We start from the raw sequence: 23,914 nt of genomic DNA, 5'->3' as shown, positions 1-23,914 counted from the left end.
AGCTAAATCTCAAATTGGGCAAATTCTTTGGTAGTTTCTTGACTGTCAATAGCAGTACGAGCATAGGTGAAGTCATCAGAGTGAAGAAGGTGGGTTACTGTCAGAGACGGATTCTGATAAATAATATCCAGCACCTCTATGAAATCTCGAATAATTTCCCGGGGTGTGATATGGGAATCAGCTCCCACTCGAGCGAACTCAATTGTGATAAAAGTAACCAGATCATCCTGCTTGAGCATATGCTGGTAGCCGTATAAACCGGCATGAATATCAGCAAGTTTTTCAACCAAAACCAGCATTTCTTCAGCTGTCAGTGGCTGCAAGTCAATGACTGGGGCCAGAAGATCCTTATGCTCGCCAGAAAAATGCCCCTGGGCCAAACGCGAGCGCAGAGCCTCATAGCTGTATACTCCACGACGTCTGTCCTCCATACATTCAGGGGTTCCGCTCATAATTACACCTATATGATGAGCCTTCCCTTGCATGGCATCATTATACATGGTTAATATTTTCTCATAATTATTCTGTCTGGTGATGGCGTTGGGAATTTTATAGATATTGACCAGTTCATCAATCAGGATGAGCATTCCCGAGTACCCAGCATAAGTCAGAAAGTTGGCAAATACTTTCAGGTAATCATACCAGTCATCATCACTGATAATAATTCCTATGCCAAGTTCCTGCCTGGCCTCAGTCTTTGTATCATATTCTCCCCTGAACCAGCGGACAACCTTGGCTTTCTGTTGCTCATCACCTTTCAGATAAGCCTGATAATACAAGGTCAACAGGTGGGAAAAGTCATAACCGTGAATCATATCGGACAGGCTAAAAATGACCTCAGATATCTTCTTATCGACTGCTGGAGCCAGGGCCGGATCACCGAAGTCCAGCCCCAGCTCCTGTCTGACCTGGCCTTGAATACCACTGATCCATCGATCAAGAATCAGGGTTAAGGCGCCACCCTCGGGTCTTGTTTTAGTTGACATGTTTTGTATCAGTTCCCGGTAAGTAGCCAGCCCCTGTCCTTTGGTCCCCTGAAGGCGGCGGTCAGGCGACAAATCAGCATCGACAACTACAAAATTTTTGGACATAACATAGTTACGTATAGTTTGCAGAAGAAAACTTTTTCCACTGCCATACCGGCCTGCAATGAACCGGAACGATGCTCCTCCCTGAGAGATTATCTCGGCATCATGCAGGAAAGCATCGATCTCATTCTTCCTGCCCACAGTTATATATGGCAGCCCAATTCTGGGCACGACGCCGCCTTTAAGTGAGTTGATGACAGTCTGACTGATTCTCTTGGGAATCCTCATGATCGCCTCCAGTAATCGAACATATGTTCTATTCTATCATGGCAATCAGAGATTCCACATCATCCCTGTAATCTTCAATAATCTGCGGCGAGTCGTCACCTTCTATCACTGTATCGAGAAATTGATCATAAAGTTTAGTGTTAATGGAATCGACCAAGAGGGAGACTGCCTCCCCCTCATGCTTGACCCAGTCCAGACTGTCTCCACGCAACAGGCAGGACAGCAGTCTGACTTCCTGGGGGTTTAGCAGGGCAGGGCCAGACGAAATACTCTCTTCTTTATCCTCTTTATCCTCAGATGTCCTAAGACCTTCCTCACCAGGCTGACCGTTTTCCTCAGCCCTCCCCTTCCTGTCGGCTCCAGGGCAATGCTCCTGCATATCAAAATCAGCAGCCTGAAAATTAGCAGCCTGGCTCATAGTCCGATCTACACCGTCTGCCTCAGCCGGAGCATCAGTCTCTTCTTCCACAATCAGCTTATCTCTGGTTACGGCTGCATCAGAACGGATGCTTTCCAGCTGAGACAGGTCCACAGTAACGGTCTGTCTGCGGAGGGCAGCGAGATGCTGATCCCAGCGGACCAGCTCATCATTTATTATTTTATTCATCCATGCCGGCAGCTGAGGAATTCTTTCTGACGCCCTGGTCAAATTGTAATGCAGACGAATGCAGCGATCAAGATTATCCACCAATTTATGCATCTTTATGTTCCGCCCCCGGGGATGGTCATACCCTGTTACTGACCACCAACCATGGGAGGAATGGAAAATTCTGTCACGATCAACAGCATAATCATAATCTCTATTCTTATATTTCTTCGTTTTATACAAGGGCACTGTCTCAAAAATATCATAGGGAACAGTGCCTTTGCTGCCAAAATAGTCAGTAAAAAGAGAGTTCTTCCGCCTGCGTGAATAATGATCCGTCATCTGCCGGAATACTCCAGCCATTACATGAAGTGCAGCGTCAAGAAGATCACCATGTTTTTTATAGACTGATTTGGCAGCAAGATTCAGACCTGAAGCTGCCATCGTAGCTGCCGACAGGGTCTTATCATCTGCCTGAAAAGGATGCTCAAAAGCCCAAAGCTCCTGATCCCAAGCCAGGTCCCATCCAGGCGGAAGAAGCTGGGAATCAAGCTGATAGTAGACCACATAATCCTGCAGCCACTGATCTTTAAATTTAAGAATATGCGGATCCCAGCTCCCATAAAGGGAAAAGAAATCAGTCAATTGGCTGAATCCGTCACGAGGTTCAGATATCCCAATCTGATTAATTATTTCATAAATATACAAATACGCATAGGTCAGGGATTCAGCCTGACCCTGGCCTTTTCTCAGCCTGGTCCTCCAGCCCACATAGCCTCTCAGCTCCTCGTCAGTCAGAGAAGCAAAGGTTGGATAATAATGAATCACCTGATAGGGATAATAAAAATCATCCTCGTATGAGTGTAAGAGCTGAGCCTGGTGGACAAAAACAGACTCTCTTTCCTGGGGAAAAGGCCGTTCAAAGGAAATCTGAAGAGATCGAATAGCCCGAATTTGATGGGGAATTCGATGAATTGGCCTGTCAAGGCTAACAGGCCTGTCTGGTCTGTCAGAGATGGGAACATCCCTGTATATTTTCTCACCAGACATAAGCACTCCTTATTAAGACCGGGCCGGATCGGAAAGCCAGATCCAAAAGAGACCTGGCAGTTAAGCTATTCTATCGTGTATAACCACCTTTCCGACCTGCCCGTTGTCGCCAACCAGCTCTGGCCTACCCTTCCACTGGTTCCAGCCACTCATTGCTCATATCTTTCCCAGGCACCATAAAAGCTAAATGCGAGAACCAGCTGTCCGGAGCTGCCCCATGCCAATGCTTGGTATTAGGGGGAATGAAGGCTGTATCACCAGGTTTAAGTTCCACTGGTTCCCGCCCTTCCAGCTGATAGTAGCCCCGGCCACCAACCGCAATCAGCATCTGACCACCGCCCTGGGAAGCATGATGAATGTGCCAATGGTTGCGGCAGCCAGGCTCAAATGTCACATTGGAGATGTCCAGCCCTTCTGTCTGTATGGGTGCTAGATAGCTCTGACCATCAAAGTATTGAGCATAGGCATCATTAGGGTCTCCAATGGGGAAGAAAATCGTCTTAGCATACTCTTCCAGGGAAGGGTTATCAGCCTTTCCCACCTGCAGACCCTGGTCAGTGTCTTCATCCTCTGTCCATATCTCCTGTGCCATTGTGAAAACAGCCCAGGCAACCGGCCAGCCAGCATAAAAAGCTGCGTGAGTTATGATGGCGGTTATTTCCTTCCGGCTGATCCCATTTTTCTTCCCCATCACAAGATGAGCCTTAAGAGACGAATCAGCCAGTCCCCGTCCCATAAAAACAGAAATGGTAATAATGCTGCGAGTTTTTGAAGATATATCAGCATTATTCCATTCTTCACCAAAGAGGACGTCATCATTAAAATGGGCAAATTGCGGAGCAAAATCTCCCAGTCGATCCCGTCCTGCTGTTTGTATAATCTTAGCCATTGTTATCACCTTTGCTATCACTTTTACTTAAAATATCGCCTGGCGCCAGCGACGACCTGATGACCATCGCCGGTCAGGCGGAAAACAAGGGCATTGCCTACCCGTCCCGAAGCACCTGCACCAAAAAATTTTCATTAGCTTCCTTTCTGATCGGCTTCATTATCTGCTTCTGAAATCATCTTTTCAGCCCATTCTTCCAGCTTTTTTCTGCTGAAGCCATTTACCCTCTGGGCATCAAGAATCTTCGTCTCCGGAAGCAGCTTCTGAAGATCCCTGGCAGACTGATCTGCCGGGCTGGAACCTGACGTTGCAAAAAGGGCAATTTTCTTGTGCTTCAGGTCTGATGCTTCAACAAAAGTATCAACCACCCGGGGAGCGGTTCCCCACCAGAGAGGAAATCCCAGGAAAAGCAGATCGAAGTCCTCGGGAAGTGGCAGGGGCTTTATGCCTGGTCTGGAATATTCATCACCCATCTCTCGATTAGCCCGGCATTTATCATTATGCCAATCTATATCAGCAGTTGTATAGGGCTGCTGAGGCTCAAGACGAATAAGAGGTATTCTCAGAATATCCGAAAGAACCTCCCCCTGCCTGAATGTAATTCCCGTTTGAGAAAAAACTACTAGTGCCAATCTTGCCATGATTAATCCTTTCGCTTCTATTGTAAGTGTAAATTCATTGAAAACAAATGCCTTTCATCTATAGCACCTATACAGAAAGGAAATAGGAAAGACGAGAAATAAGAAAAATCGGAGTTTGTCAGAGACAGAGGAAAAGCTATAGTAAACTAAGGAAACAAGCTTTATATTTTCTTAGCTTTCAACACGAAGGCAGCTTTACGTACAAAGGAGTCCCGGGCATCATGGCAAACGGGAAGAAACAACGGACTGGTGACAATACTGGCAGCCAAGGAAAGCTGTATCAGAAAAAGTTTTCTCCCCTGAAAAAAATTATTATCTGCTTAACCGTTATCGCAATAGTGATTGCAGGTGTCGTCCTTGTCAGGCGCATAGCCGGCCAAATATCTGGGTCAGAGGGAACCAACAGCAGCCAGCAGGTAAAAAGGAAAAGACAGGGAACAAATCCTTCATCGCAAAAGACCCCACAGATAACAGTACGCAAGAACAGTATTTCTCTCTTCCTGGCCGGGGATGCCCTCCTTCATTCCACCGTCTACCAAGATGCTCAAATAGGACCGGATCGTTACAATTTTGATAAGCAGCTTAGCAGCGTTACTTCCATAGCCCGTAAGTATGACCTGGAATATTACAATCAGGAAACCATTCTAGGCGGAAGCTCCCTGGGCCTGTCCGGATATCCTACTTTCAACAGTCCTCAACAGTTTGGCACTTATATGGTCTCTCAGGGTTTCAACTTAGTCTCCACTGCCAATAACCACGCTCTGGACAGGGGGCTGAAAGGAATACAAAATTCCCGTAAATTCTGGAACGCGCAAAAAGGAGTGCTGGCTCAGGGAACCAACAGCAGCCAGGCTGAATATGACCACCTAGCCACCATGAAAGTCAAGGGGATTTCCCTAGCTTTTCTCTCATATACCTATGGGACCAACGGGATTACCCCGCAGTATCCCTGGGAAGTCAACTATTACCCCGGTCATGAGAAAGAAATGTTGGCTAAGGTAGCAGAGGCCAAAAAGCGGGTTGACCTGGTTATTGTAGCCATGCACTGGGGAACTGAGTATGCCCATGAACCTAATGAGGAGCAAAAAACTCTCGCCCGGAAGCTGAGTAAGGCGGGGGCTGGCATCATTATCGGCAACCATGTTCATACTATACAACCCTTTCAGTGGGTAGGAAAAACTCCTGTTTTTTATGCCATGGGAAATTTAATTTCTTCTCAGCTAAAGACGGATAACCTGATTGGCATGATTGGGTCCCTGACCATCACCAAAACAAGCAGAATCTCTAAGACTGGCAGCACCTCTACAGTAACTGTCAGCAATCCCACAGCAGATCTGATTTACACTCATATGGTGGGAACCTACCCGGGAAAGAGGTCGAGGGTCAAAGTATATACTTTCCAGGAGCTCAATAATTCTCTCCTGAAAAACTATTCATCTCTCTACAAAGAGTACAGTGCGAGAGTCAGATCTATGGATAAAAGAATTACCATCGGCCCCCTGACCTAAGATTCCCTGACCTCATTCTCTTTTTTATAATTATTCCCCCAGGCCCTCATACTGTCGATAATAGGTCGCATTGTCTCTCCCAAAGGGCTCAGCTGGTACTCCACCCGAGGCGGGACTTCGGCATAAACGGTTCGGGTCAAGATTCCATCCCTTTCCATCTGTCTCAGATTTTCAGTCAAGACTTTGGAGCTTATGGGTCCCACGCTCTTCTTCAGTTCTCCATACCGCAGCGGCCCGTCCAGCAAATCCCTCATGATAAGAATTTTCCACTTATTACCTATAAGACTCATTGTCAAAACTACCGGACAAATGTCAGCTAGATTCTCAGACTGACAGACCGGTTCACTCACTGCCATGTTATATTCCCACCACCTTACTAAGTAATACCACCCTACTGTGTAATACCACCTTACTAAGTAATATTTTACTTGCTAATATTTTGCTCGCTCAATTCCTGTTTCCTCACTCACCAGGATGAGCATGCTTCCTATCTGCACCTATTGTACAATTTATACGATATCCAATTCATCTCATAGAGAAAATAAAAATATTTTTTCCCAGTTAAAACACTTTTTCTTTCTACCTAGTTATTAGGTTACTATTTGGTTACTAGTTTCTTTTTTCTCCTAATGTGGTAGTATAAAGCTACAACATTTTATCAGCTACATTCACAAACGAAGGGAACATAATATGCAGATAACCATTTTTGGTAAAGGCACCATGGGCAAAGCCATTGCGAAGAATTTCGAGGATGCGGGCAACACCGTGTCTTTCCTGGGACATGAAGACGGGGCCGAGTTGGGCCAGATTGTCATTCTGGCCGTTCCCTATGCCGCTGTCGATAACATCATTGAAAGGTACAAAGATCAACTTGCCGGTAAGATTGTTATTGACATCACTAACCCTGTTGATTTTGCCACTTTCGATTCACTCCTTGTTCCAGCTGGTACCTCCGCAGCTGAAGAATTCCAAGCTAAACTCCCCCAGAGCTCTGTTATTAAAGCTTTCAATACTAATTTTTCCGGTACGCTGACGACAGGCAAAGTAGGCGATAATGAGGTAACGGTTTTCATGGCTTCTGATGATGACCAGGCCAAGGAATCTCTTGCTCAGGCCTTGCAGGGCAGCCCTTTGAACGTAGTTGACGCCGGAAGCCTAAAGCGTGCCCGTGAACTGGAAGCTTTTGGCTTCTTCCAGATGACCCTGGGTGTACGCCAAAAAATCAGTTCACTCGGTGGCTTCTCCCTGAATAAGTAATTAAGCTGAATAAGTAATTAAATTTATAGAAGACTTACCAAGTTTATCGGGACAGTGTTTATTATCACGAAATGTGTTTGGCTCCCGCCTGGGCGGAAACCAAACACATTTTTTATGACCATATAACCACATCGTCAAAGTGCCCACAGGGAAAATCAATCCTCAAAAAGTTCCGGATGATTGCTCAAAGAATCTTCCTGGCTAATAGGACGAATAGGCCGGCAGGGAGATCCGAATGCCAGGTATCCATCTGGAATATCCCTGGTAACTACACTGCCAGTACCAACAACGCAGCCCTCTCCAATAGTCACTCCCCCGCAAACGGTAACATTTCCGGCAATCCAGCAATTATCTCCGATGGTGATTGGCTTGGCATATTCCCGATCAGTTAATTCGCCATCAGCCTTACGATAGAGGTTTCTATCTTCATACCTCAAAGGATGCACCGGAGCGAGCAGAGAGACATTGGGACCAAAAAAGACGTTCTTGCCTATCGTCACTGAACAGCAGTCAACAACGGTAAAATTAAAGTTTGCATAAGTATTCTCTCCAATATGGGTAAAACAACCATAATCAAACTGGATTGGACCTTGCAAGAAAATACCCGGCCCTTGTTGGTCAATCAATTCAGAAAGGATTTGCTCCCGCCTCTCATCTGTATCCGGCAAATCATTGTATTCCTTGCTCAGGCGATGTGCCCGCTGCCTCAGCGATGCCAGCTGAGGATCTGAAGGATCGTATATTTTTCCAGCCAGCATTTTCTCTTGCTCGCTGGAAGCGCAGATAACTCCTGTCGAATTTGCTTTCTCCCCTGCTGACCATGCAGATTTCCCGGTCGAACTGTGGCTTTCAGTCAATTCTTCTTCGATTTGATCACTCATAATTATTATCCTTTATCTGTTATACTTGCTGCCAGCAGCGGTATAAGAATACGCCTTACAAGGTCATAGTAACGAAAGAAATGGATAGATAACCATGATTACCGAACTTAGTAGGTTTACCGTCAAAAAGGGAAAAGAAGAGAAGGCTCTCGAATGGATGACTTTTCTTAATACTCACATGTCCGATACGCTCCTGACGCTCAAGGGCGAGAAAATGTATGTGGAAAATATCTTCTCCGAAGTCCGCGATGATCACATGTACCTTTACTGGTTCACCTTCCAGAAAGAGGGAGGTCAGAATGTTGAGGAATCCACTTCCTGGATAGACAAAAAACACCTGGAGTATTGGGATGAATGCCTAGTCATGACTCCGGAAGATCATGGAGAAGACCTGAATCTGCAAGTCAGCCTGGTCGAGCCTGATTTGACTGACTGGATTAATAACAGATAAAAACACACATCCTGCTGGAAACATGAGACTACCCTGAGACTACAGAGTGCGGCGCGACTCCCTTTTGAGTTCATCAACCAGACCAGCTGTGATAATACCTGAGGGCATAGCCACAACTACTACCCCCATAATGGATGACAGCATAGCAATCACCTTACCCACTTCTGTCGTGGGGTACAGATCTCCGTAGCCAACAGTGGTCAGACTGACTACAGCCCAATACAAGGCATCAAAAAACGAATGAAACGTTTGAGGCTCCACGTTGAAAATGAGTACAGCCGTAATAGCAACATATCCCAGGGAGAAAAACAGAACGATTGCCAAGGATTCTTTTTGCTTGAGAATAACCCTGGCCAGGGCTCGAACGCTCTTTGAATAACGGATAAACTTGAAAGCTCTCACTGCTCTGAACAAACGAAGAGTCCGCAGCGATCGCCAGACCGAATTAAGCGCCAGGAAGGAGGGAAGGATCGATAGAAGATCTATAATAGCCATGGGCCTGAAAGGATACACAAGGAAAGACCAAATTCCTTGCTCATACTGATAATCCGCAGTTATCCACCGCACCAAATAGTCAAGAATAAAAATAGCCGTACAGATATACTCAATTACGGTGAAAATAGGCCAGGTCTGCTTGAAACACAGAGGAATCAGGCTTATGATAATGATAAAACTCATGGACTTTCCATACACGCTGGAGGCTTCACTTTTCCCATTGATAAGATCATGCAGCTTCCACCGAATTCCCTGTTTCTGAGAATTTTTAGCAAGGTCTTCCCTATCATCAGGATCAGCAGTGGTTCCTTCGGAACTGATTTCCTCCAGGAGATTCATATCATCATCCATTGATTCCTCGATTCATGTAGGAGAAAAACACATTCTGCATCATATTTTATCTTACTTTATCTCACTTTATCTCGGGTTCAGGCCAGAAATACTTATAAATGGAATGTCCCGTCAGATTATGTAAGCCATTCATATATTCATATTCTATTCATGCTCATGCTCATTTTATGCTCATTTTATACGGTAAGTGGTAAGTCGAGAGTCTGCCTTACCCGTCTTTTCAATAAAGGCAAGGTTTCCCCAGCAAACCAGGGATTTTTCGTCATCCAGATCTGGTTACGGGGAGAGGGATGGACCAGAGGAAAATAAAGAGGATTCCCCTGATAATCCTTAACCACATCAGTCAGCCTGTCTTTTGGCCTGAGTCCCAGATATTTCCGAACTGCATAAAAACCAATTAAAAGAATTAATTTAACGTTGGGCATTTGTTCCAGAAGCAAAGGATGCCATTTTTCAGCGAATCCGGATCGAGGAGGAAGATCAGAAGAAGGTCCTTTTCTTGGTTTCTTCCCTGCCCCATCTGCACATCTTCTATCACCTTTGCTGCCAGGATAATAAAAATCCATATTCATAATTGCTATACGGTCAGACTGATAAAAAGTATTCTTATCAATTCCCATCCATTGCCGTAACCGATCCCCGCTCCTATCATTCCAGGGAATCATCGAATCCTGAGCTGCCCTGCCCGGTGCCTGGCCAATAAGGACGATTCGTGCTTGTTGATGAATGGATACGAGTGGCTGAATATTCCTGCTAGTGAAATCCTGATTCATGGGATCAGCAATGATGTCATTAATAATGTGCTGGATTTCCGGCGTTTCCTGCTGATCAGCTGCAAAAGGATGCAGCTGAAAATTTTCCTTGCTAATCACATTAGAAATCATCTGGAAATTCTCATGCTATCTCGAATTTGAGCCACATTTCATTGCTCACGAAACTTCCTTTCACGCCAGGCGATAGTGGCCGACGATATCAGTACGACCCGGCAGGTAATCCTGTTCATACGACTTCTGATTCGGATCATGAAGATGAATAACATAAGAAATCCCATGCGAATCACGTTTATTGGAAACAAGAGCAACATGATTGGCAAAAATCACTATGTCCCCTCCCTGCCAGTCCTTGATTTTCTTCACGTCAGTAGTCAGCGATATGAATTGCCCTCTTGCGGCCGCGCGGGGAAAATAAATACGAAGATTTTTTACCCGACGATAATCAATATTGTTGTCTGCTGAAGCAAGGCCATAAATCTTTAAATTCGACCGGATGTCTGCGTCAACCATCAGGCGCAAATCATAGCCAGTTCCCTTAAAAGCTGCTGCCACAACATCGGTGCAGACCCCATAACGGTCAGTTGGATAACCTCCACTGTAATATTTGCTTTTATACCGAGGATGACCAGCAACATAAGCCCTGGCACTTTTCAACATATCTATTTGATCATCAATTCCATCATGATCAGCATCGTGAGAGCTATGCACCTGCGGAATTTTAAACTCTTGCGAATAATCTTTGGTTTCGGATGTAAGACTCGTTCCATGATTGTTCCACCAGGGATTAGCCCAGAGATAATATACAAGTCCAATTATCAAGCTCAGGCAGATGACGGCTGCTGCAATCCTCGTAATCCTAATGACTATCTTTTTCTTACTTCGCTGGCTCATATTTTCTTATTATACCGTCATTATACCGTCAGTTTTTACTTCGTAATATTTTGTATTACTTAGTATTCAAGGGTTGTATGCACTTCCCTCCCTATTTCCATAAATTCACATTCGTGCATTCGTAGAGTGGAATATTGCGCATCCAAGCTCGATCCTTGAACGGAGACAAGCTGAAGCGTAAGGGGTGCATACCGGTATATTTATCAGTAAAAGCGCGCAAACTTTTGGACCTCAAATTCTCTTCTGCTGCGACTTCAATGGGGAAAATGTCAGATCCTTTCTGAACAATAAAATCAATCTCTCCCCGAGAATTATCAGCTGACCAATAAAAGGGTGTGAATCCACCATCAGAAATAAGCTGCTGACACACATATTGTTCGGTCAGCGCTCCTTTAAATCCTGTGAAAATTGTTCTGCTGTCGAGCATACTGCTTGGATCGAGCCCCACCATTGCTCCAAGCAGACCAACATCCAGCAGAAAAAGTTTGAAAACATTATCCTGCGCATAACCTGATAAAGGAATCCCAGGATCAGAAATTCTGGTTACCCTGGTAGCAAGACCAGCTTGACTGAGCCAGGTAATTGCCGAACGATACTCGCGGGCACGAGCCCCTTTCTTAATATGTCCAAAGATAAATTTCTTATTCTCTTGGGCAAGATGTGCGGGAATTGAATTCCATGCAGCTAATGTATATTCTATTTCAGAAGCAGTCATATGCTTCGATATATCCCGCTCATATCCTTGAAGAATATTTTGCTGAGTCCTACGCACTTCGCCAAAATTATTCGTATCAAGAAAAATTTTGACAACTTCAGGCATTCCTCCCACAAAATAATATTGTTTGAGCAAGGGAATAAGTTTAGTTGAGAAACTTTCAGCCATCTCAGTGTGATTGCTTTCGATGAGTTTTCTCAAATTTGTGTTCCCCGTCGCCTCTAAGAATTCCCTAAAATTCAAAGGATAAAGATCCATCGAATCAACTTTCCCTACAGGATATCCACTTCCTGCATGAATGGTAATTCCCAGAAGAGAACCTGCAGCTACAATCATCTGCTCTGGAGCATTCTCAGAAAAATATTTAAGAGAAGTCAACGCTTTGGGGCATTCTTGAATTTCGTCGAGTATGATAAGAGTTTTCCCAGGAACTATCTGCTCACCGGTTTCAACTTCGAAGGCGAGAAGAAGACGTTCAGTATTGAAATCCAGGTCAAACTGACTCATCATACGTGGATTATTGTCAAGATTAATATACGCAGCATTCGTAAAATATTGACGTCCAAATTCTTTCAACAGCCAGGTTTTTCCTACCTGGCGTGCTCCGTTGAGGATCAAGGGTTTCCTGTTCCTGTTTATTTTCCAAGCAACAAGTTTTTTCATGAGAAAACGATCCATAAAGAGCTCCTGATTTCTAGTCTTTTTGTATTTATATATTTAATATAAATACAAAAACCTTTACTCTGTGAATTAATACTCATATTATAGCATGGAACTGGCCAAAGTATGGACGTATTTTAAACACTTGTGGCGAAAATATGGACGTTTTATAGCCATACTTGGATAAAATCAGGACGAACATTGAAGAATATAAGCGGTACTCCGTACTTGTTCAGGTACTCGTTCAATTGTTGAGCACTTGTTGAACCGTTGTTGAATCGTTGTTGAACCGTTGAATTGCTCATTTACTTTTACTTACCTGTTAAATAATCATCTGTACAATTCTTAATCTGACCGGCACAATTTATGCACGAAATTAAACAGAACTACTCGTATAGGAAAGTAGGCCTCACCCAACTGCAACGCTTGAAAAGAGTAAGACTGGAATTCCGCCATTGTTATTTTTTACCATTGCAGTTGGGTGAGGCCTACTTTCCTATAACCCGCTAATCCGCCAATAACCGCAATTATAAAAAATCTGTTTTATGCATATTTGGAGACAGAATCAGTGGAATAACGTGGGACTAGAAATGTATAGAATTATTCTCGTGAATTGCTTTCTGCAGCGATGGCAACTGAGTACTCAAAATTCAGTTATGTTACTTCTTACTTCCCCAATCCGTCGTATCAGCCGCAGTAAATGAACCAGGATTATTCTCCGTGAAGCGCGTATGCCCCTTGTTCGCTTCAAAGTATTCTTTTATTACAAGGTCATTTAGAGCGTGATTAGCCCATCTTTCCACATCGTTTCGATCAAGACCCGCACCCGAGAAGAAATCTTTTGCCGAAATCTGTTTGCGGGCAATACTGTTGTCGCGAAGAAAAGTTATCTCTCTTATAAGGGTGCGATTTGATGCAGTGTACGTCCAGTCGACTTTCACTCCATAACCATTGCCATCTCGCCCGATTGCAAGCCCACTATCTGCATAAATCTCAACCGCATTGCTACGCGGTGAACGTCTGAGACTCAGATACAGACCATCAGACTTGTAAAGTTTACTGGCAAGGAGACGACCCAACTTATTGCCTTCATACGTCCAGCTGCGGTAACTGCTCGAGATACGATCGACACCACCATCATGTGTCTCGAATCCACGCGGCATAGCAATACTACCCTTGCCAGGCAAAGATACATGAAAAGTACATTCTGGCCCCTCCAGAAGGAGTTCATCATAAATATTTTTCACTGAAGCCTCATGCCCCATAACAAGGGTAGCTCCAATAGTTAATACCGTTATGACAAGAATCACCGCTGCGAGCACAAAGGTATGTGCACGAATCAAAAATTTCCAATTACCACTCATAGGCTTATCAATCATTTTTCACTATGCCTGGTGAGATTTTTAATAAAAACCTCATTGCTATTCTTGGATCTGAAACCCATCGCCTTCCAATAGCCACGCCTCTGATAGAACTGAGCTTCTGTATCTGTTGTAAGGATACTTGCAGAATAGTTATGTTGTATGAAGTAATTTTCAGTAAGATTAAGCAGATGAGTACCATTCCCACGATTACGAAATTCTTTTGCAACCCAAAATTCCCTAATAAAACCACACTGAGTCTCAAAAAAATAACTAGTAAAATGTATTCGTCGAAATTGAAGAAACCCTATAATACATTCGTCATCATTAACTCTTGCAAAGGCTTTATTTTCGCATTCATCATTCATTCGTTGAAACAACGAGTCCCAATCTTCCCTGACAATCCCGTACTCGGAAAAATATGTTATAAAAGCTTTTTGAAACCTGGAATCAGTAAAATCTTCGATTACCTGTGTATACGGCATGCCAATCCAATCAATCAATCCACTCAATCCAATCAATCAGTCCGATCTGCTCAGGGTTCTACTTCTTCTGCCACAGATTTACATATTCTCTAGTGATAGTGCACATTATACATTTCAACTAAGATTATTTCCAGTTTTTTGATGCAATGGGGTTCCTCGTACAACAGACGGCGAGTTTAAAGAAGGTTCTGAGGCACCTTTTTCTTCTGAGGGAATGGTCACGTTTGCTCAGGCTATCAGAGAAGGAAAGATGGACACCTTCACCAATGATTTTGAAAAGTTAACAGGCAGCAAGGCTTTAACTGTACGATACATGTTTGAGCATTCAGATGATTTCCAAATTGGAGAACGGCATTCACAAGATAATTAGATTTAATCAGATAGCCAGATATCGACCGGTAACGCTGGCAGGATTGCTAGCAATCTCCTCCGGAGTACCGGAAGCGACAAGGCGACCGCCGGCGGTGCCTCCTCCGGGGCCCATATCGAGGACATAATCTGCATTCCTGATCAAATCCAGATCATGCTCGATAACAATAACAGTGGCACCAGCATCAATCAGTCCCTGGAAAACTCCAATCAGGGAGCGCACATCAAGAGGGTGAAGACCAATGGTTGGTTCATCGAAAATAAAAACGGAATCCTCCTGGCGTCTTCCCATTTCGGAAGCCAACTTCAGACGCTGTGCTTCACCACCGGAAAGGCTGGGGGTCGCCTCCCCTAGGGTCAAATACCCAAGACCCAGATCATTCAACGTTTTAAGCCTTGTATAAACGGACTTCATATCCCTGCAAGCTTCCATAGCTTGGCTGATGTCCATGGCCATAATATCTGGGAGAGAATATTCCTTCCCAGCTTTATTTTTTCTTACAATCGAAAACGCCTCTTTTGAATACCTGGTTCCCCCGCATTCCGGGCATTGGATCTCTACATCAGGAAGGAACTGTACATCAAGACTGATTGTTCCTGTCCCGTCACAATCCGGGCAGCGCAAAGAGCCTGTATTGTATGAAAAATCGCCGGCCCGGAATCCCTTTTTCTTAGCCTCCTGAGTCCGGGCAAAAGCTTTGCGGAGTTCATCATGCACATTCGCGTAAGTGGCTACTGTTGACCGGACATTGATGCCAATAGGAGTGGCATCAATCAGTTTCACGCGAGAGATGCCCTCTGCCAGGCATTTTTTCACATAGTTCGGCAGTTTCCTGTCTTCTATTGCAGCCTGCAAAGCAGGTATAAGACTTTCCAGAATGAGCGTGGTCTTGCCTGAGCCAGAGACTCCGGTCACAGCGGTAAGCCTGCCTTGAGGAATATGGACGTCGAGAGGTTTGACAGTGTGAACAGGTCCGGTTGAAAGATCAATGGATCCCTTGGAAAACAAATCATCTCCTGAGGACTTTTGACGCACGCCAATTGTCTCTTTTCCTGACAAGAATCCTCCAATATTGGAGTTCGTATTCTTCTCCAGTTCTGACAAAGTCCCCTGGGCAATAACCTGGCCGCCGTTTTCCCCCGCTCCGGGTCCAAGCTCTATAAACCAGTCTGCCTGCCGGAGAATCTGTACATCGTGATCCACCAGAACCACTGAATTGCCATCTGCAACAAGATCTTTCATAACTCCGATAAGGCCTTCTATATTTGCTGGATGTAGGCCAATCGAAGGTTCATCCAACACATACAAAACACCGGTAGTTCTGTTGCGCACGGCTCGAGCCAATTGCATTCTCTGCCTTTCCCCTGTAGACAGAGTGGATGACGCTCGGTCCAAAGTCAGGTAAGAAAGTCCTAGATCCATCAGTCTTCTGGCAGCAACGAGGAAAGATTCGCAGATAGACTCAGCCATTGGCCTCATCTCTTCCGGCAGGCTGTCAGGAACTCCCCTAACCCAGGCAAGGCTGTCTTCCAGAGTCATAGAACAAGCCTGATCCAGACCTATTCCTCGCAGTTGTGGCGCTCTGGCTGCTGGAGAAAGACGCGTTCCCTGGCAATCCGGGCAAACATCCTGTCTCAGGAATTTTTCCACCCGCTTCATGCCTTTTTCGTTCTTAACCTTGGACAAAGCGTTTTCCACGGTATAGGTGGCATTGAAATAGGTAAAGTCCATGTCTCCCGAGGCGCCTGAGGTCTTGTTCTGGTAAATGATGTTCTTTTTTACCGCAGGGCCATGAAAGACGATATCTTTTTCTTTCTTTGTAAGATCTTTAAAAGGGACATTTGTCCTCACGCCCATTTGCCGGGCTATATCTTTCATAAGAGACCACATAAGAGTCTGCCAAGGGGCTACCGCACCTTCGTCTATGGTCAGGGAATCATCAGGAACAAGCGTTGATTCATCAACAATCATGACAGTACCGGTTCCAGTGCAGGTCTTGCAGGCTCCCTGGCTGTTGAAGGCAAGCTCCTCAGCCGAGGGTCCATAGAATTTTTCCTGGCAGACAGGACAGGTCATCTCAAGTCCCCCGGCGACGGCCAGGGAGGGAGGAAGATAGTGACCGTTCGGGCAACGATGGGAAGCTAGTCGTGAGAACATCAGACGAAGACTGTTCAAAAGCTCGGTACCGGTACCGAAAGTGCTGCGAATTCCGGGCACTGCAGGACGCTGGTGGAGAGCCAAAGAGGCTGGAACATACAGAATTTCATCCACGTTAGCCGCTGCAGCTCCTGTCATTCTTCTCCTGGTATATGTGGACAGGGATTCCAGATATCTTCTGGAACCTTCGGCGTAAAGAACGCCTAAGGCCAGGGAGGACTTCCCCGATCCGGACAGACCGGAAATTCCCACAATTTTATTCAAGGGAACATTCACGCTGATGTTCTTCAGGTTGTGGACCCTGGCTCCCCTGACTTCAATCTGATCAGGCATAATTCCCACTCTTTTCTGTTAGCAGCTACTTTTTAATAATATTATCCATATGTGAATAAAAGAGCGGCAGATTCAGATTCATACTTTTACCAGAGTCATAGACACTATTGCAGCCATACATAATATCTTTTTCATCATTATGCAATGTCATAATTCTGCGGGTAAGTTCATTGTTGGCAAACATACGTTTCATAATTATACCGGCGATGACAGGAGGGATTTTATAAGGGAGAAGCTCACCGCGATATTTCCTCATATCCACTCCCCTGGCCTGAACGACTGTGATAGTCTCCCTTATTGATTTGGCTGCGATGGATAACTCACGAGAATCCTGCATCAGATTAAGTGCCAGTTGTTTTGGATTATCCATTTTCCCTTCCCGTGCAGCAGTAGAAGTGACGCCTGCGTTAATGGCCATATGAATCCAAATCCACTCCACCATATCAGAGGGAATTTCTGTTTTTATGTCTGCTGATGCGAGAAGTTCCGCCAAATCTCGATAGTTTGGTATCGAAGCTTTTTCTTCACTTTCAAGCATGATATGGTCAAAAAGAACACAGTTCAGCTTTCCATCTGCCATATGTCCGCCCGCAGTGGGAAATCCGATGATAAATTTATAGCCTTCCATTATTTTTTCGATTTCCTGACGGTCATTCCAAAAATTACAAAATAATACAACGGTTCCTCTTATATTATTGCGTGACAATGCTGCCAGCGCATCCTTCAGCTTGCCGCTGCGGACACTCAGAAAAATGAAATCGTAGCTGGTGTTTGGCTTTGCTGGATATGCAGTATATTTATCCCTCTTCTCTTCGCCATGAGAATTATAGCGTCCATCCAATATAGTTACATCCAGTTCAGAGGGAAGATACTCTTGCTTCTTTTCCCTTACTAAATGTTCAACCTGATGCCCGGCCTTCTGAAAGGCATATCCATAGGTTGTTCCAATTACTCCTAAGCCTAAAATACAGATCCTCATAACAGACTTCTCATTTCCTTTCACCTTTGTTTTTTAATATAGCAGTCGCCTTTCGCCGCTCTGTTTCTCCTCTTTTTCCCTTAACTTGCCTCCGAAACTTATAATTATGCTTAATAACTATGCTCTGTTTCTCATTGCTTCCAATACATATCTTACGTTAAGTTACGTTACATCACGTTATCTTATCTGATTATCTTTTTCTGATTGTATTTAACCGGCAGACACTACCTCAAAAATATGCTAACAAAGATCACCGTATCCGTTAAAAAGTACCTGCTCTCAGTGACTTTTCGGTTAATTGGTTTTGGTATTTCCCTCGATCTTATTCCCACTCAATAGTGGCCGGTGGTTTGCTGGTCACATCAAGAACCACGCGGTTAATACCCCGGCATTCGTTAGTTATTCGGGTGGAAATTTGAGCCAGAACATCGTAGGGGACGCGGGACCAATCTGCAGTCATAGCATCTTCAGAAGAAACTGGCCTCAGAACAATGGGGCTGCCATATGTCCGCTCATCGCCCTGAACACCCACGGAATGAACATCAGCCAGCAGAACAACAGGGCACTGCCAGATATCCCTGTCCAGACCGGCACGGCTGAGTTCTTCCCGGGCAATGGCATCGGCTTCCCGCAGAAGTTCCAGACGATCCCGAGTGATAGCACCAATAATCCGGATACCCAGGCCAGGACCAGGGAAGGGCTGACGCCAGACTATGTCGTCAGGCAGACCCAGCTTGGTGCCGATGGCCCGTACTTCATCCTTGAAAAGAGTACGAAGAGGTTCAATGAGCTCAAAATCAAGATCCTCCGGCAGGCCGCCTACATTGTGGTGGCTCTTAATGTTGGCTGCCCCGTCTCCGCCGCCTGATTCCACAACATCCGGGTAGAGAGTGCCCTGGACCAGGAACTTGATTTCTCCTCCCTCATCGTGAGCATCTGCCACAATCTGGCGGGTCGCCTTTTCAAAGGTACGGATAAACTTTTCGCCAATAATCTTGCGCTTACGCTCAGGCTCGGTGACTCCATCCAAAGCAGACAGAAATTCCTCTGAGGCATCAACGGTCACCAGTTTGATACCAGTTGCCTGCACAAAATCATGCTTTACCTGCTCAACTTCTCCCTTGCGAAGCAGACCGTGATCCACAAAAACACAGGTCAGTTGATCACCAACAGCTTTATGCACTAAAGCTGCCGCCACAGCTGAATCCACTCCACCCGACAAGCCGCAAATAACCCGCTTATCCCCAACCTGGGAGCGAATTTTAGCCACCTGTTCATCAATAATTCCGGAAGAATTCCAGGTTCTGGGCAGACCAGCTTCCTTATGAAGGAAAGTCTCAAAAATATCCTGGCCCAAAGGTGTGTGCTTCACCTCAGGATGCCACTGGACCCCGTAGAGCTTGCGGGATTTATCCTCCATAGCAGCCACCGGAGCACCATCTGTGTGAGCAAGAACCGTAAATCCTTCCGGTGCTGTGCGAACAGCAACTCCATGGCTCATCCAGGTAGATTGCTGCTGGGGAGAATTAGCCAGAATTCCCTGAGGCTTATCAATGGTAGCCTCGGTTTTACCGTACTCTCCCAGAGCAGCCTGGTCCACATCTCCTCCCAGCTCATGAGCCATAACCTGGAAACCATAGCAAATTCCCAAAATGGGGATTCCGGCCTGGAAAATCTTTTTGTCAATTGTAGGAGCTCCCGGCTCATAAACGGAGGCGGGGCCGCCGGAAAGAATAATAGCCTGCGGATCCTTGGCCAGCATCTGGTCAACAGGCATAGAATGGGGCACCAGCTCGGAATAAACATTTGCTTCGCGCACACGGCGGGCAATCAGCTGAGCATACTGAGCGCCATAATCGACAACCAAAACCGGGCCCTTGGCCATGTTATCCTCCTGATACACTGTATATTCCATATATATACCGTTCTTAGCTGCATAATGATTGTATAGTAATAGAGCAATACAGTATATGCGGCTTCCCTCATGGGCTGTTTCATTATCCTGATTAACTGGGACATATTTACAGCACAGGAAAAAGAAATTTCTCGATATTCGATATATTTATATTTCTATCCGCTGACTGCCTTGTCCACTGCCAGAAACTAGGATATATCCAAACAAGACGACATTCAGGGCATACAAACACGACGTAGGAATAATATGACTAACGATACTAACGATACCGATAGGACAAAAAGCACTAATCTCAAACTGAACTCTGCAGAAAAAATCATAGCGACTATTGAAGGCCTCTATGCCAGCAAAACAATCCACCTGGCTGAAGAGCCTCAAGGAGAACGCCAGGGAACAGTCCAGCCGCAGAAAAAACAGGAGTCTGAAAAGCTACAGGACGGCAAGGCAGCGGAAAAGACTGATTCCACAGCTGCTCCTCTGCACAGTCCTGTAAATCCCTTGAAATTCCGCCCTTTTAAGACAGCGATGATGGGAGACTCCATGGCTGTTGCCTGCGGAGTTGACAATCAAAGCCAGGGAATGATGCCTCGTATTGCGCAGGGACTTGCCAACAGGCGGCAGCAGGAAGTCTCCTGGGAGACACATGGAAAACTCGGGGCAACCATGCGACGGGTTCGTTTCCGCGAGTTTAACGAAATTACCAGCACTGATTTTGATCTTCTCTACATATGTGCAGGTTCAAATGATTTGATGGCTCAACGATCCCTCGTAGAGTGGCATGATGATCTGGAAGATGTCATCAGCCAGGCCAAGAAAATTGCTAAAAATGTGGTGGTTCTCAGTCCTGGGCAGCTCTATAACAGTCCCTCCTTAGGAAAAAAGCTGCGTAAGGCCATGCTAATTGCTTCAAACAGGCAGACGGCAGAGAGCTCGATAATTTGCAAAAACGCCGGAGTTACTTTTCTTGATGTAACACATGTTGATGTTGATGCCACGATTCCTGAATTTTATGGATCCGATAATTTTCATCCTGGTGTTATGGGCTACCAGATTATCGCTGACTATGTGAGTAAGAACACACCCATGAACTAAATGAATCTAAGAGAACGGTTCCAGAAATTGTATCACCTTTGTGCCCAATCACAAGGAAATAAGCAACATTTCGCGGATAAAATAAGAGCCTGAAAGTCGTATACTTCCCGTAATATTATGAGCGAAAAGAGATAGGTTTCTATCTCTAAATAGTAATATCCGATCGCACCCGAAATGGTGCAAAAGTACAGGAGTATTTATGACGAGTCCTGTTATTGGAACCCCGTGGAAGAAACTGGATCGTCCAGTTACTGATGAGGCTCTTGAAGGCGTAGATAAGTATTGGCGTGCAGCTAACTACATGTCTATTGGACAGATTTACCTTCGCAGCAACCCCCTTATGAAGGAGCCCTTCACTCGCGAAGATGTTAAGCATCGTTTGGTTGGCCACTGGGGTACCACTCCAGGTTTGAACTTCTTGTTCGGTCATATCAATCGTCTTATTGCTGATCATCAGCAGAACACTGTTTTCATTATGGGTCCAGGCCACGGCGGCCCTGCCGGTACTTCCCAGTCCTATCTGGACGGAACCTATACCGAGTACTATCCCAAGATTACCAACGATGAGGCTGGTCTGCAGAAGTTCTTCCGTCAGTTCTCCTACCCCGGTGGTATTCCCTCCCATTATGCACCTGAAACTCCTGGCTCTATCCACGAAGGTGGCGAGCTGGGTTATGCCCTGTCTCATGCTTACGGTGCTATTATGAATAACCCCAGCCTCTTCGTTGCCGCCATCGTTGGCGATGGCGAAGCTGAGACCGGACCTCTGGCAACTGGCTGGCAGTCCAATAAGCTGGTTAACCCCCGCACCGATGGTATTGTGCTGCCAATCCTGCACCTGAACGGCTATAAGATTGCCAATCCTACCATCCTTGCCCGCATTTCCGATGAAGAGCTCCATGACTTCTTCCGCGGCATGGGTTACAACCCCTATGAGTTTGTAGCTGGCTTCGATGATGAAGATCACATGTCCATTCACCGTCGCTTTGCTGATTTGCTGGAGACTGTCTTCGACGAGATCTGCGACATCAAGGCAACTGCTCAGACCAACGATGTTGATCGCCCCTTCTACCCCATGATCATCTTCCGGACTCCTAAGGGCTGGACCTGCCCCAAGTTCATTGACGGCAAGAAGACCGAGGGATCCTGGCGCGCTCACCAGGTGCCGCTGGCTTCCGCCCGCGATACCGAAGAGCATTTCCAGGTACTCAAGAACTGGCTCGAATCTTACAAGCCTGAAGAGCTGTTCGACGAGAAGGGAACTCTGCGTCCAGAGGTGACTGAGTTCATGCCTAAAGGCGACCTGCGCATTGGTGCCAATCCTAACGCCAACGGCGGCCGCATCCGCGAAGATCTTAAGCTTCCTGTTCTTGACGATTACAAGGTTAAGGAAGTTGAAGAGTTCGGCCATGGCTGGGGTCAGCTTGAAGCTACCCGTCGTCTTGGTGTTTACACTCGCGATATCATTAAGCTCAACCCCGATTCCTTCCGCATCTTCGGACCTGATGAGACTGCCTCCAACCGCCTGCAGGCTGCTTACGAAGTAACCAATAAGCAGTGGGACAACGGCTATCTGTCCTCTCTGGTTGACGAGCACATGGCCGTCACCGGTCAGGTTACAGAGCAGTTGTCTGAGCACCAGATGGAAGGCTTCATTGAAGGATACGTTCTGACTGGTCGTCATGGAATTTGGAGCTCCTACGAATCCTTCGTTCACGTGATTGATTCTATGCTGAATCAGCATGCCAAGTGGCTGGAAGCTACTGTTCGCGAGATTCCTTGGCGTAAGCCAATATCTTCTGTGAACCTCCTCGTTTCCTCTCATGTATGGCGTCAGGATCACAACGGATTCAGCCACCAGGATCCAGGCGTTGTTTCTGTCTTGCTCAACAAGACTTTCAACAATGATCATGTTATTGGCATCTACTTCGCCACCGACGCCAACATGCTGCTGGCTATCGGCGAGAAGGCTTACAAGTCAACAAACAAGATCAACGCCATCATTGCTGGAAAACAGCCTGCTGCTACCTGGCTGAGCCTTGACGAAGCCCGTGCAGAGCTTACCAAGGGCGCTGCCGAGTGGAAGTGGGCAAGTACAGCCAAGAACAACGATGAGACTGAGATTGTTCTCGCTTCTGTTGGCGATGTTCCTACTCAGGAAATTATGGCCGCAGCCGACAAGCTCAAGGGATACGGTATCAAGTTCAAGGTTGTCAACGTTGTAGATCTGCTCTCCCTGCAGAATCCTAAGGAGAACAACGAAGCCCTGTCAGACGAAGAGTTCACCGAACTCTTCACTGCTGACAAGCCGGTCCTCATGGCATATCACTCTTATGCTCGCGAGGTCAAGGGCCTGCTCTTCGATCGTCCCAACAATGCCAACTTCAACATTCACGGCTATCAGGAGCAGGGTTCCACCACTACCCCCTTCGATATGGTCCGCGTTAATGACATTGATCGTTATGAGCTTACTGCAGAAGCACTCCGGATGCTGGACGCTGATAAGTATGCTGACGACATCAAGAAGCTGGAAGACTTCCGCCAGGAAGCATTCCAGTACGCAGTAGACAATGGTCACGATCATCCTGACTACACCGACTGGGTATGGTCCGGAGTCAAGACCGATAAGCCTGGTGCTGTTACTGCTACTGCTGCGACCGCCGGCGATAACGAGTAATCTGCTTATCGGGTAATCTGCTTTATCAGATTGGCACCGTGCCATCCTGATAAGAGATAATTTCCAGTCCTCCCGCCTTAT

General features: G+C 45.9%; 21 protein-coding genes. 6 read left to right on the top strand and 15 right to left on the bottom strand.

Features of this window, described 5'->3' with window-relative positions; genetic code table 11:
• Window positions 1-2 precede the first annotated feature (2 nt).
• The 4 genes from SCIP_RS02940 to SCIP_RS02925 all read right to left on the bottom strand — a co-directional run bounded on the left by SCIP_RS02940 (window position 3) and on the right by SCIP_RS02925 (window position 4,482).
• Complete coding sequence (locus SCIP_RS02940; RefSeq protein WP_040590566.1) at window positions 3-1,316, bottom strand: ATP-binding protein; 1,314 nt, start codon at window positions 1,314-1,316, stop codon at window positions 3-5.
• Window positions 1,317-1,344: 28 nt separating this feature from the next.
• Entirely contained in the window at window positions 1,345-2,952 is a 1,608-nt protein-coding gene (locus SCIP_RS02935) for a TerB N-terminal domain-containing protein (protein ID WP_040590563.1), read from the bottom strand.
• A gap of 124 nt (window positions 2,953-3,076) precedes the next feature.
• The gene (locus SCIP_RS02930) at window positions 3,077-3,841 is read right to left on the bottom strand and encodes a carboxymuconolactone decarboxylase family protein (RefSeq protein ID WP_006293029.1); all 765 of its coding nucleotides are present in this window, start codon (window positions 3,839-3,841) and stop codon (window positions 3,077-3,079) included.
• A 134-nt stretch (window positions 3,842-3,975) separates the two neighbouring features.
• Window positions 3,976-4,482, bottom strand: coding sequence for a flavodoxin (locus SCIP_RS02925; RefSeq protein ID WP_006293028.1), 507 nt, complete (start codon window positions 4,480-4,482; stop codon window positions 3,976-3,978).
• A gap of 221 nt (window positions 4,483-4,703) precedes the next feature.
• Between SCIP_RS02925 and SCIP_RS02920 the strand changes: the two genes are divergently transcribed.
• On the top strand, window positions 4,704-5,990 hold the full coding sequence (locus tag SCIP_RS02920; protein WP_050752368.1) for a CapA family protein: 1,287 nt from the start codon (window positions 4,704-4,706) through the stop codon (window positions 5,988-5,990).
• Here the strand turns inward: SCIP_RS02920 and SCIP_RS02915 are convergent.
• A complete protein-coding gene (locus SCIP_RS02915) occupies window positions 5,987-6,346 on the bottom strand; it encodes a winged helix-turn-helix transcriptional regulator (protein WP_048349259.1) in 360 nt (119 codons plus the stop codon). The genes SCIP_RS02920 and SCIP_RS02915 overlap by 4 nt on opposite strands.
• Before the next feature lie 334 nt (window positions 6,347-6,680).
• Here SCIP_RS02915 and SCIP_RS02910 point away from each other — a divergent pair, with 334 nt between their 5' ends.
• Window positions 6,681-7,247, top strand: a complete 567-nt coding sequence (locus SCIP_RS02910; RefSeq protein ID WP_006293025.1) for an NADPH-dependent F420 reductase — start codon at window positions 6,681-6,683, stop codon at window positions 7,245-7,247.
• Between the two features lie 155 nt (window positions 7,248-7,402).
• On the opposite strand, the gene SCIP_RS02905 is transcribed toward SCIP_RS02910, so the two are convergent.
• The gene (locus tag SCIP_RS02905) at window positions 7,403-8,128 is read right to left on the bottom strand and encodes a sugar O-acetyltransferase (RefSeq protein WP_006293024.1); all 726 of its coding nucleotides are present in this window, start codon (window positions 8,126-8,128) and stop codon (window positions 7,403-7,405) included.
• A 94-nt stretch (window positions 8,129-8,222) separates the two neighbouring features.
• Between SCIP_RS02905 and SCIP_RS02900 the strand changes: the two genes are divergently transcribed.
• Window positions 8,223-8,579 (top strand): DUF6176 family protein, encoded by a 357-nt coding sequence (locus SCIP_RS02900; RefSeq protein ID WP_006293023.1) that lies wholly within the window; start codon window positions 8,223-8,225, stop codon window positions 8,577-8,579.
• Between the two features lie 39 nt (window positions 8,580-8,618).
• On the opposite strand, the gene SCIP_RS02895 is transcribed toward SCIP_RS02900, so the two are convergent.
• From SCIP_RS02895 to SCIP_RS08470, 6 genes are all read right to left on the bottom strand, one after another.
• Window positions 8,619-9,425, bottom strand: a complete 807-nt coding sequence (locus SCIP_RS02895; protein WP_231287967.1) for an ion transporter — start codon at window positions 9,423-9,425, stop codon at window positions 8,619-8,621.
• A gap of 176 nt (window positions 9,426-9,601) precedes the next feature.
• On the bottom strand, window positions 9,602-10,309 hold the full coding sequence (locus tag SCIP_RS02890) for a uracil-DNA glycosylase family protein (protein ID WP_006293021.1): 708 nt from the start codon (window positions 10,307-10,309) through the stop codon (window positions 9,602-9,604).
• Between the two features lie 60 nt (window positions 10,310-10,369).
• On the bottom strand, window positions 10,370-11,089 hold the full coding sequence (locus SCIP_RS02885) for a DUF1287 domain-containing protein (protein ID WP_006293020.1): 720 nt from the start codon (window positions 11,087-11,089) through the stop codon (window positions 10,370-10,372).
• Window positions 11,090-11,180: 91 nt separating this feature from the next.
• Window positions 11,181-12,482 carry an ATP-binding protein gene (locus SCIP_RS02880; protein WP_040590561.1) on the bottom strand — a complete coding sequence of 434 codons (1,302 nt, stop codon included), beginning with the start codon at window positions 12,480-12,482 and terminating at the stop codon, window positions 11,181-11,183.
• A 641-nt stretch (window positions 12,483-13,123) separates the two neighbouring features.
• Window positions 13,124-13,843 (bottom strand): hypothetical protein, encoded by a 720-nt coding sequence (locus SCIP_RS02875; protein WP_006293016.1) that lies wholly within the window; start codon window positions 13,841-13,843, stop codon window positions 13,124-13,126.
• Window positions 13,840-14,310: a GNAT family N-acetyltransferase gene (locus SCIP_RS08470; protein ID WP_040590559.1), complete on the bottom strand. Its 471-nt coding sequence runs from the start codon at window positions 14,308-14,310 to the stop codon at window positions 13,840-13,842. Before SCIP_RS08470 ends, SCIP_RS02875 begins: the two co-directional genes overlap by 4 nt.
• Window positions 14,311-14,524: 214 nt before the next feature.
• Between SCIP_RS08470 and SCIP_RS02865 the strand changes: the two genes are divergently transcribed.
• On the top strand, window positions 14,525-14,680 hold the full coding sequence (locus tag SCIP_RS02865; protein WP_231287965.1) for a hypothetical protein: 156 nt from the start codon (window positions 14,525-14,527) through the stop codon (window positions 14,678-14,680).
• A 6-nt stretch (window positions 14,681-14,686) separates the two neighbouring features.
• Here the strand turns inward: SCIP_RS02865 and SCIP_RS02860 are convergent, their stop codons facing one another.
• The 3 genes from SCIP_RS02860 to guaA all read right to left on the bottom strand — a co-directional run bounded on the left by SCIP_RS02860 (window position 14,687) and on the right by guaA (window position 20,034).
• Window positions 14,687-17,170 (bottom strand): excinuclease ABC subunit UvrA, encoded by a 2,484-nt coding sequence (locus SCIP_RS02860; protein ID WP_040590557.1) that lies wholly within the window; start codon window positions 17,168-17,170, stop codon window positions 14,687-14,689.
• Between the two features lie 25 nt (window positions 17,171-17,195).
• Window positions 17,196-18,173: a ketopantoate reductase family protein gene (locus tag SCIP_RS02855; protein WP_196792689.1), complete on the bottom strand. Its 978-nt coding sequence runs from the start codon at window positions 18,171-18,173 to the stop codon at window positions 17,196-17,198.
• Between the two features lie 298 nt (window positions 18,174-18,471).
• Window positions 18,472-20,034 (bottom strand): glutamine-hydrolyzing GMP synthase, encoded by a 1,563-nt coding sequence (gene guaA, locus SCIP_RS02850; protein ID WP_006293012.1) that lies wholly within the window; start codon window positions 20,032-20,034, stop codon window positions 18,472-18,474.
• Between the two features lie 276 nt (window positions 20,035-20,310).
• Between guaA and SCIP_RS02845 the strand changes: the two genes are divergently transcribed.
• Complete coding sequence (locus SCIP_RS02845; RefSeq protein ID WP_006293011.1) at window positions 20,311-21,156, top strand: SGNH/GDSL hydrolase family protein; 846 nt, start codon at window positions 20,311-20,313, stop codon at window positions 21,154-21,156.
• Window positions 21,157-21,355: 199 nt separating this feature from the next.
• Entirely contained in the window at window positions 21,356-23,833 is a 2,478-nt protein-coding gene (locus SCIP_RS02840; protein WP_006293010.1) for a phosphoketolase, read from the top strand.
• Window positions 23,834-23,914: the final 81 nt, after the last annotated feature.

It is taken from the genome of Scardovia inopinata JCM 12537 (assembly GCF_001042695.1).
In the GTDB taxonomy this organism is placed as follows: Bacteria; Actinomycetota; Actinomycetes; order Actinomycetales; family Bifidobacteriaceae; genus Scardovia; species Scardovia inopinata.
This window is presented reverse-complemented; position numbering and strand designations above follow the sequence as displayed.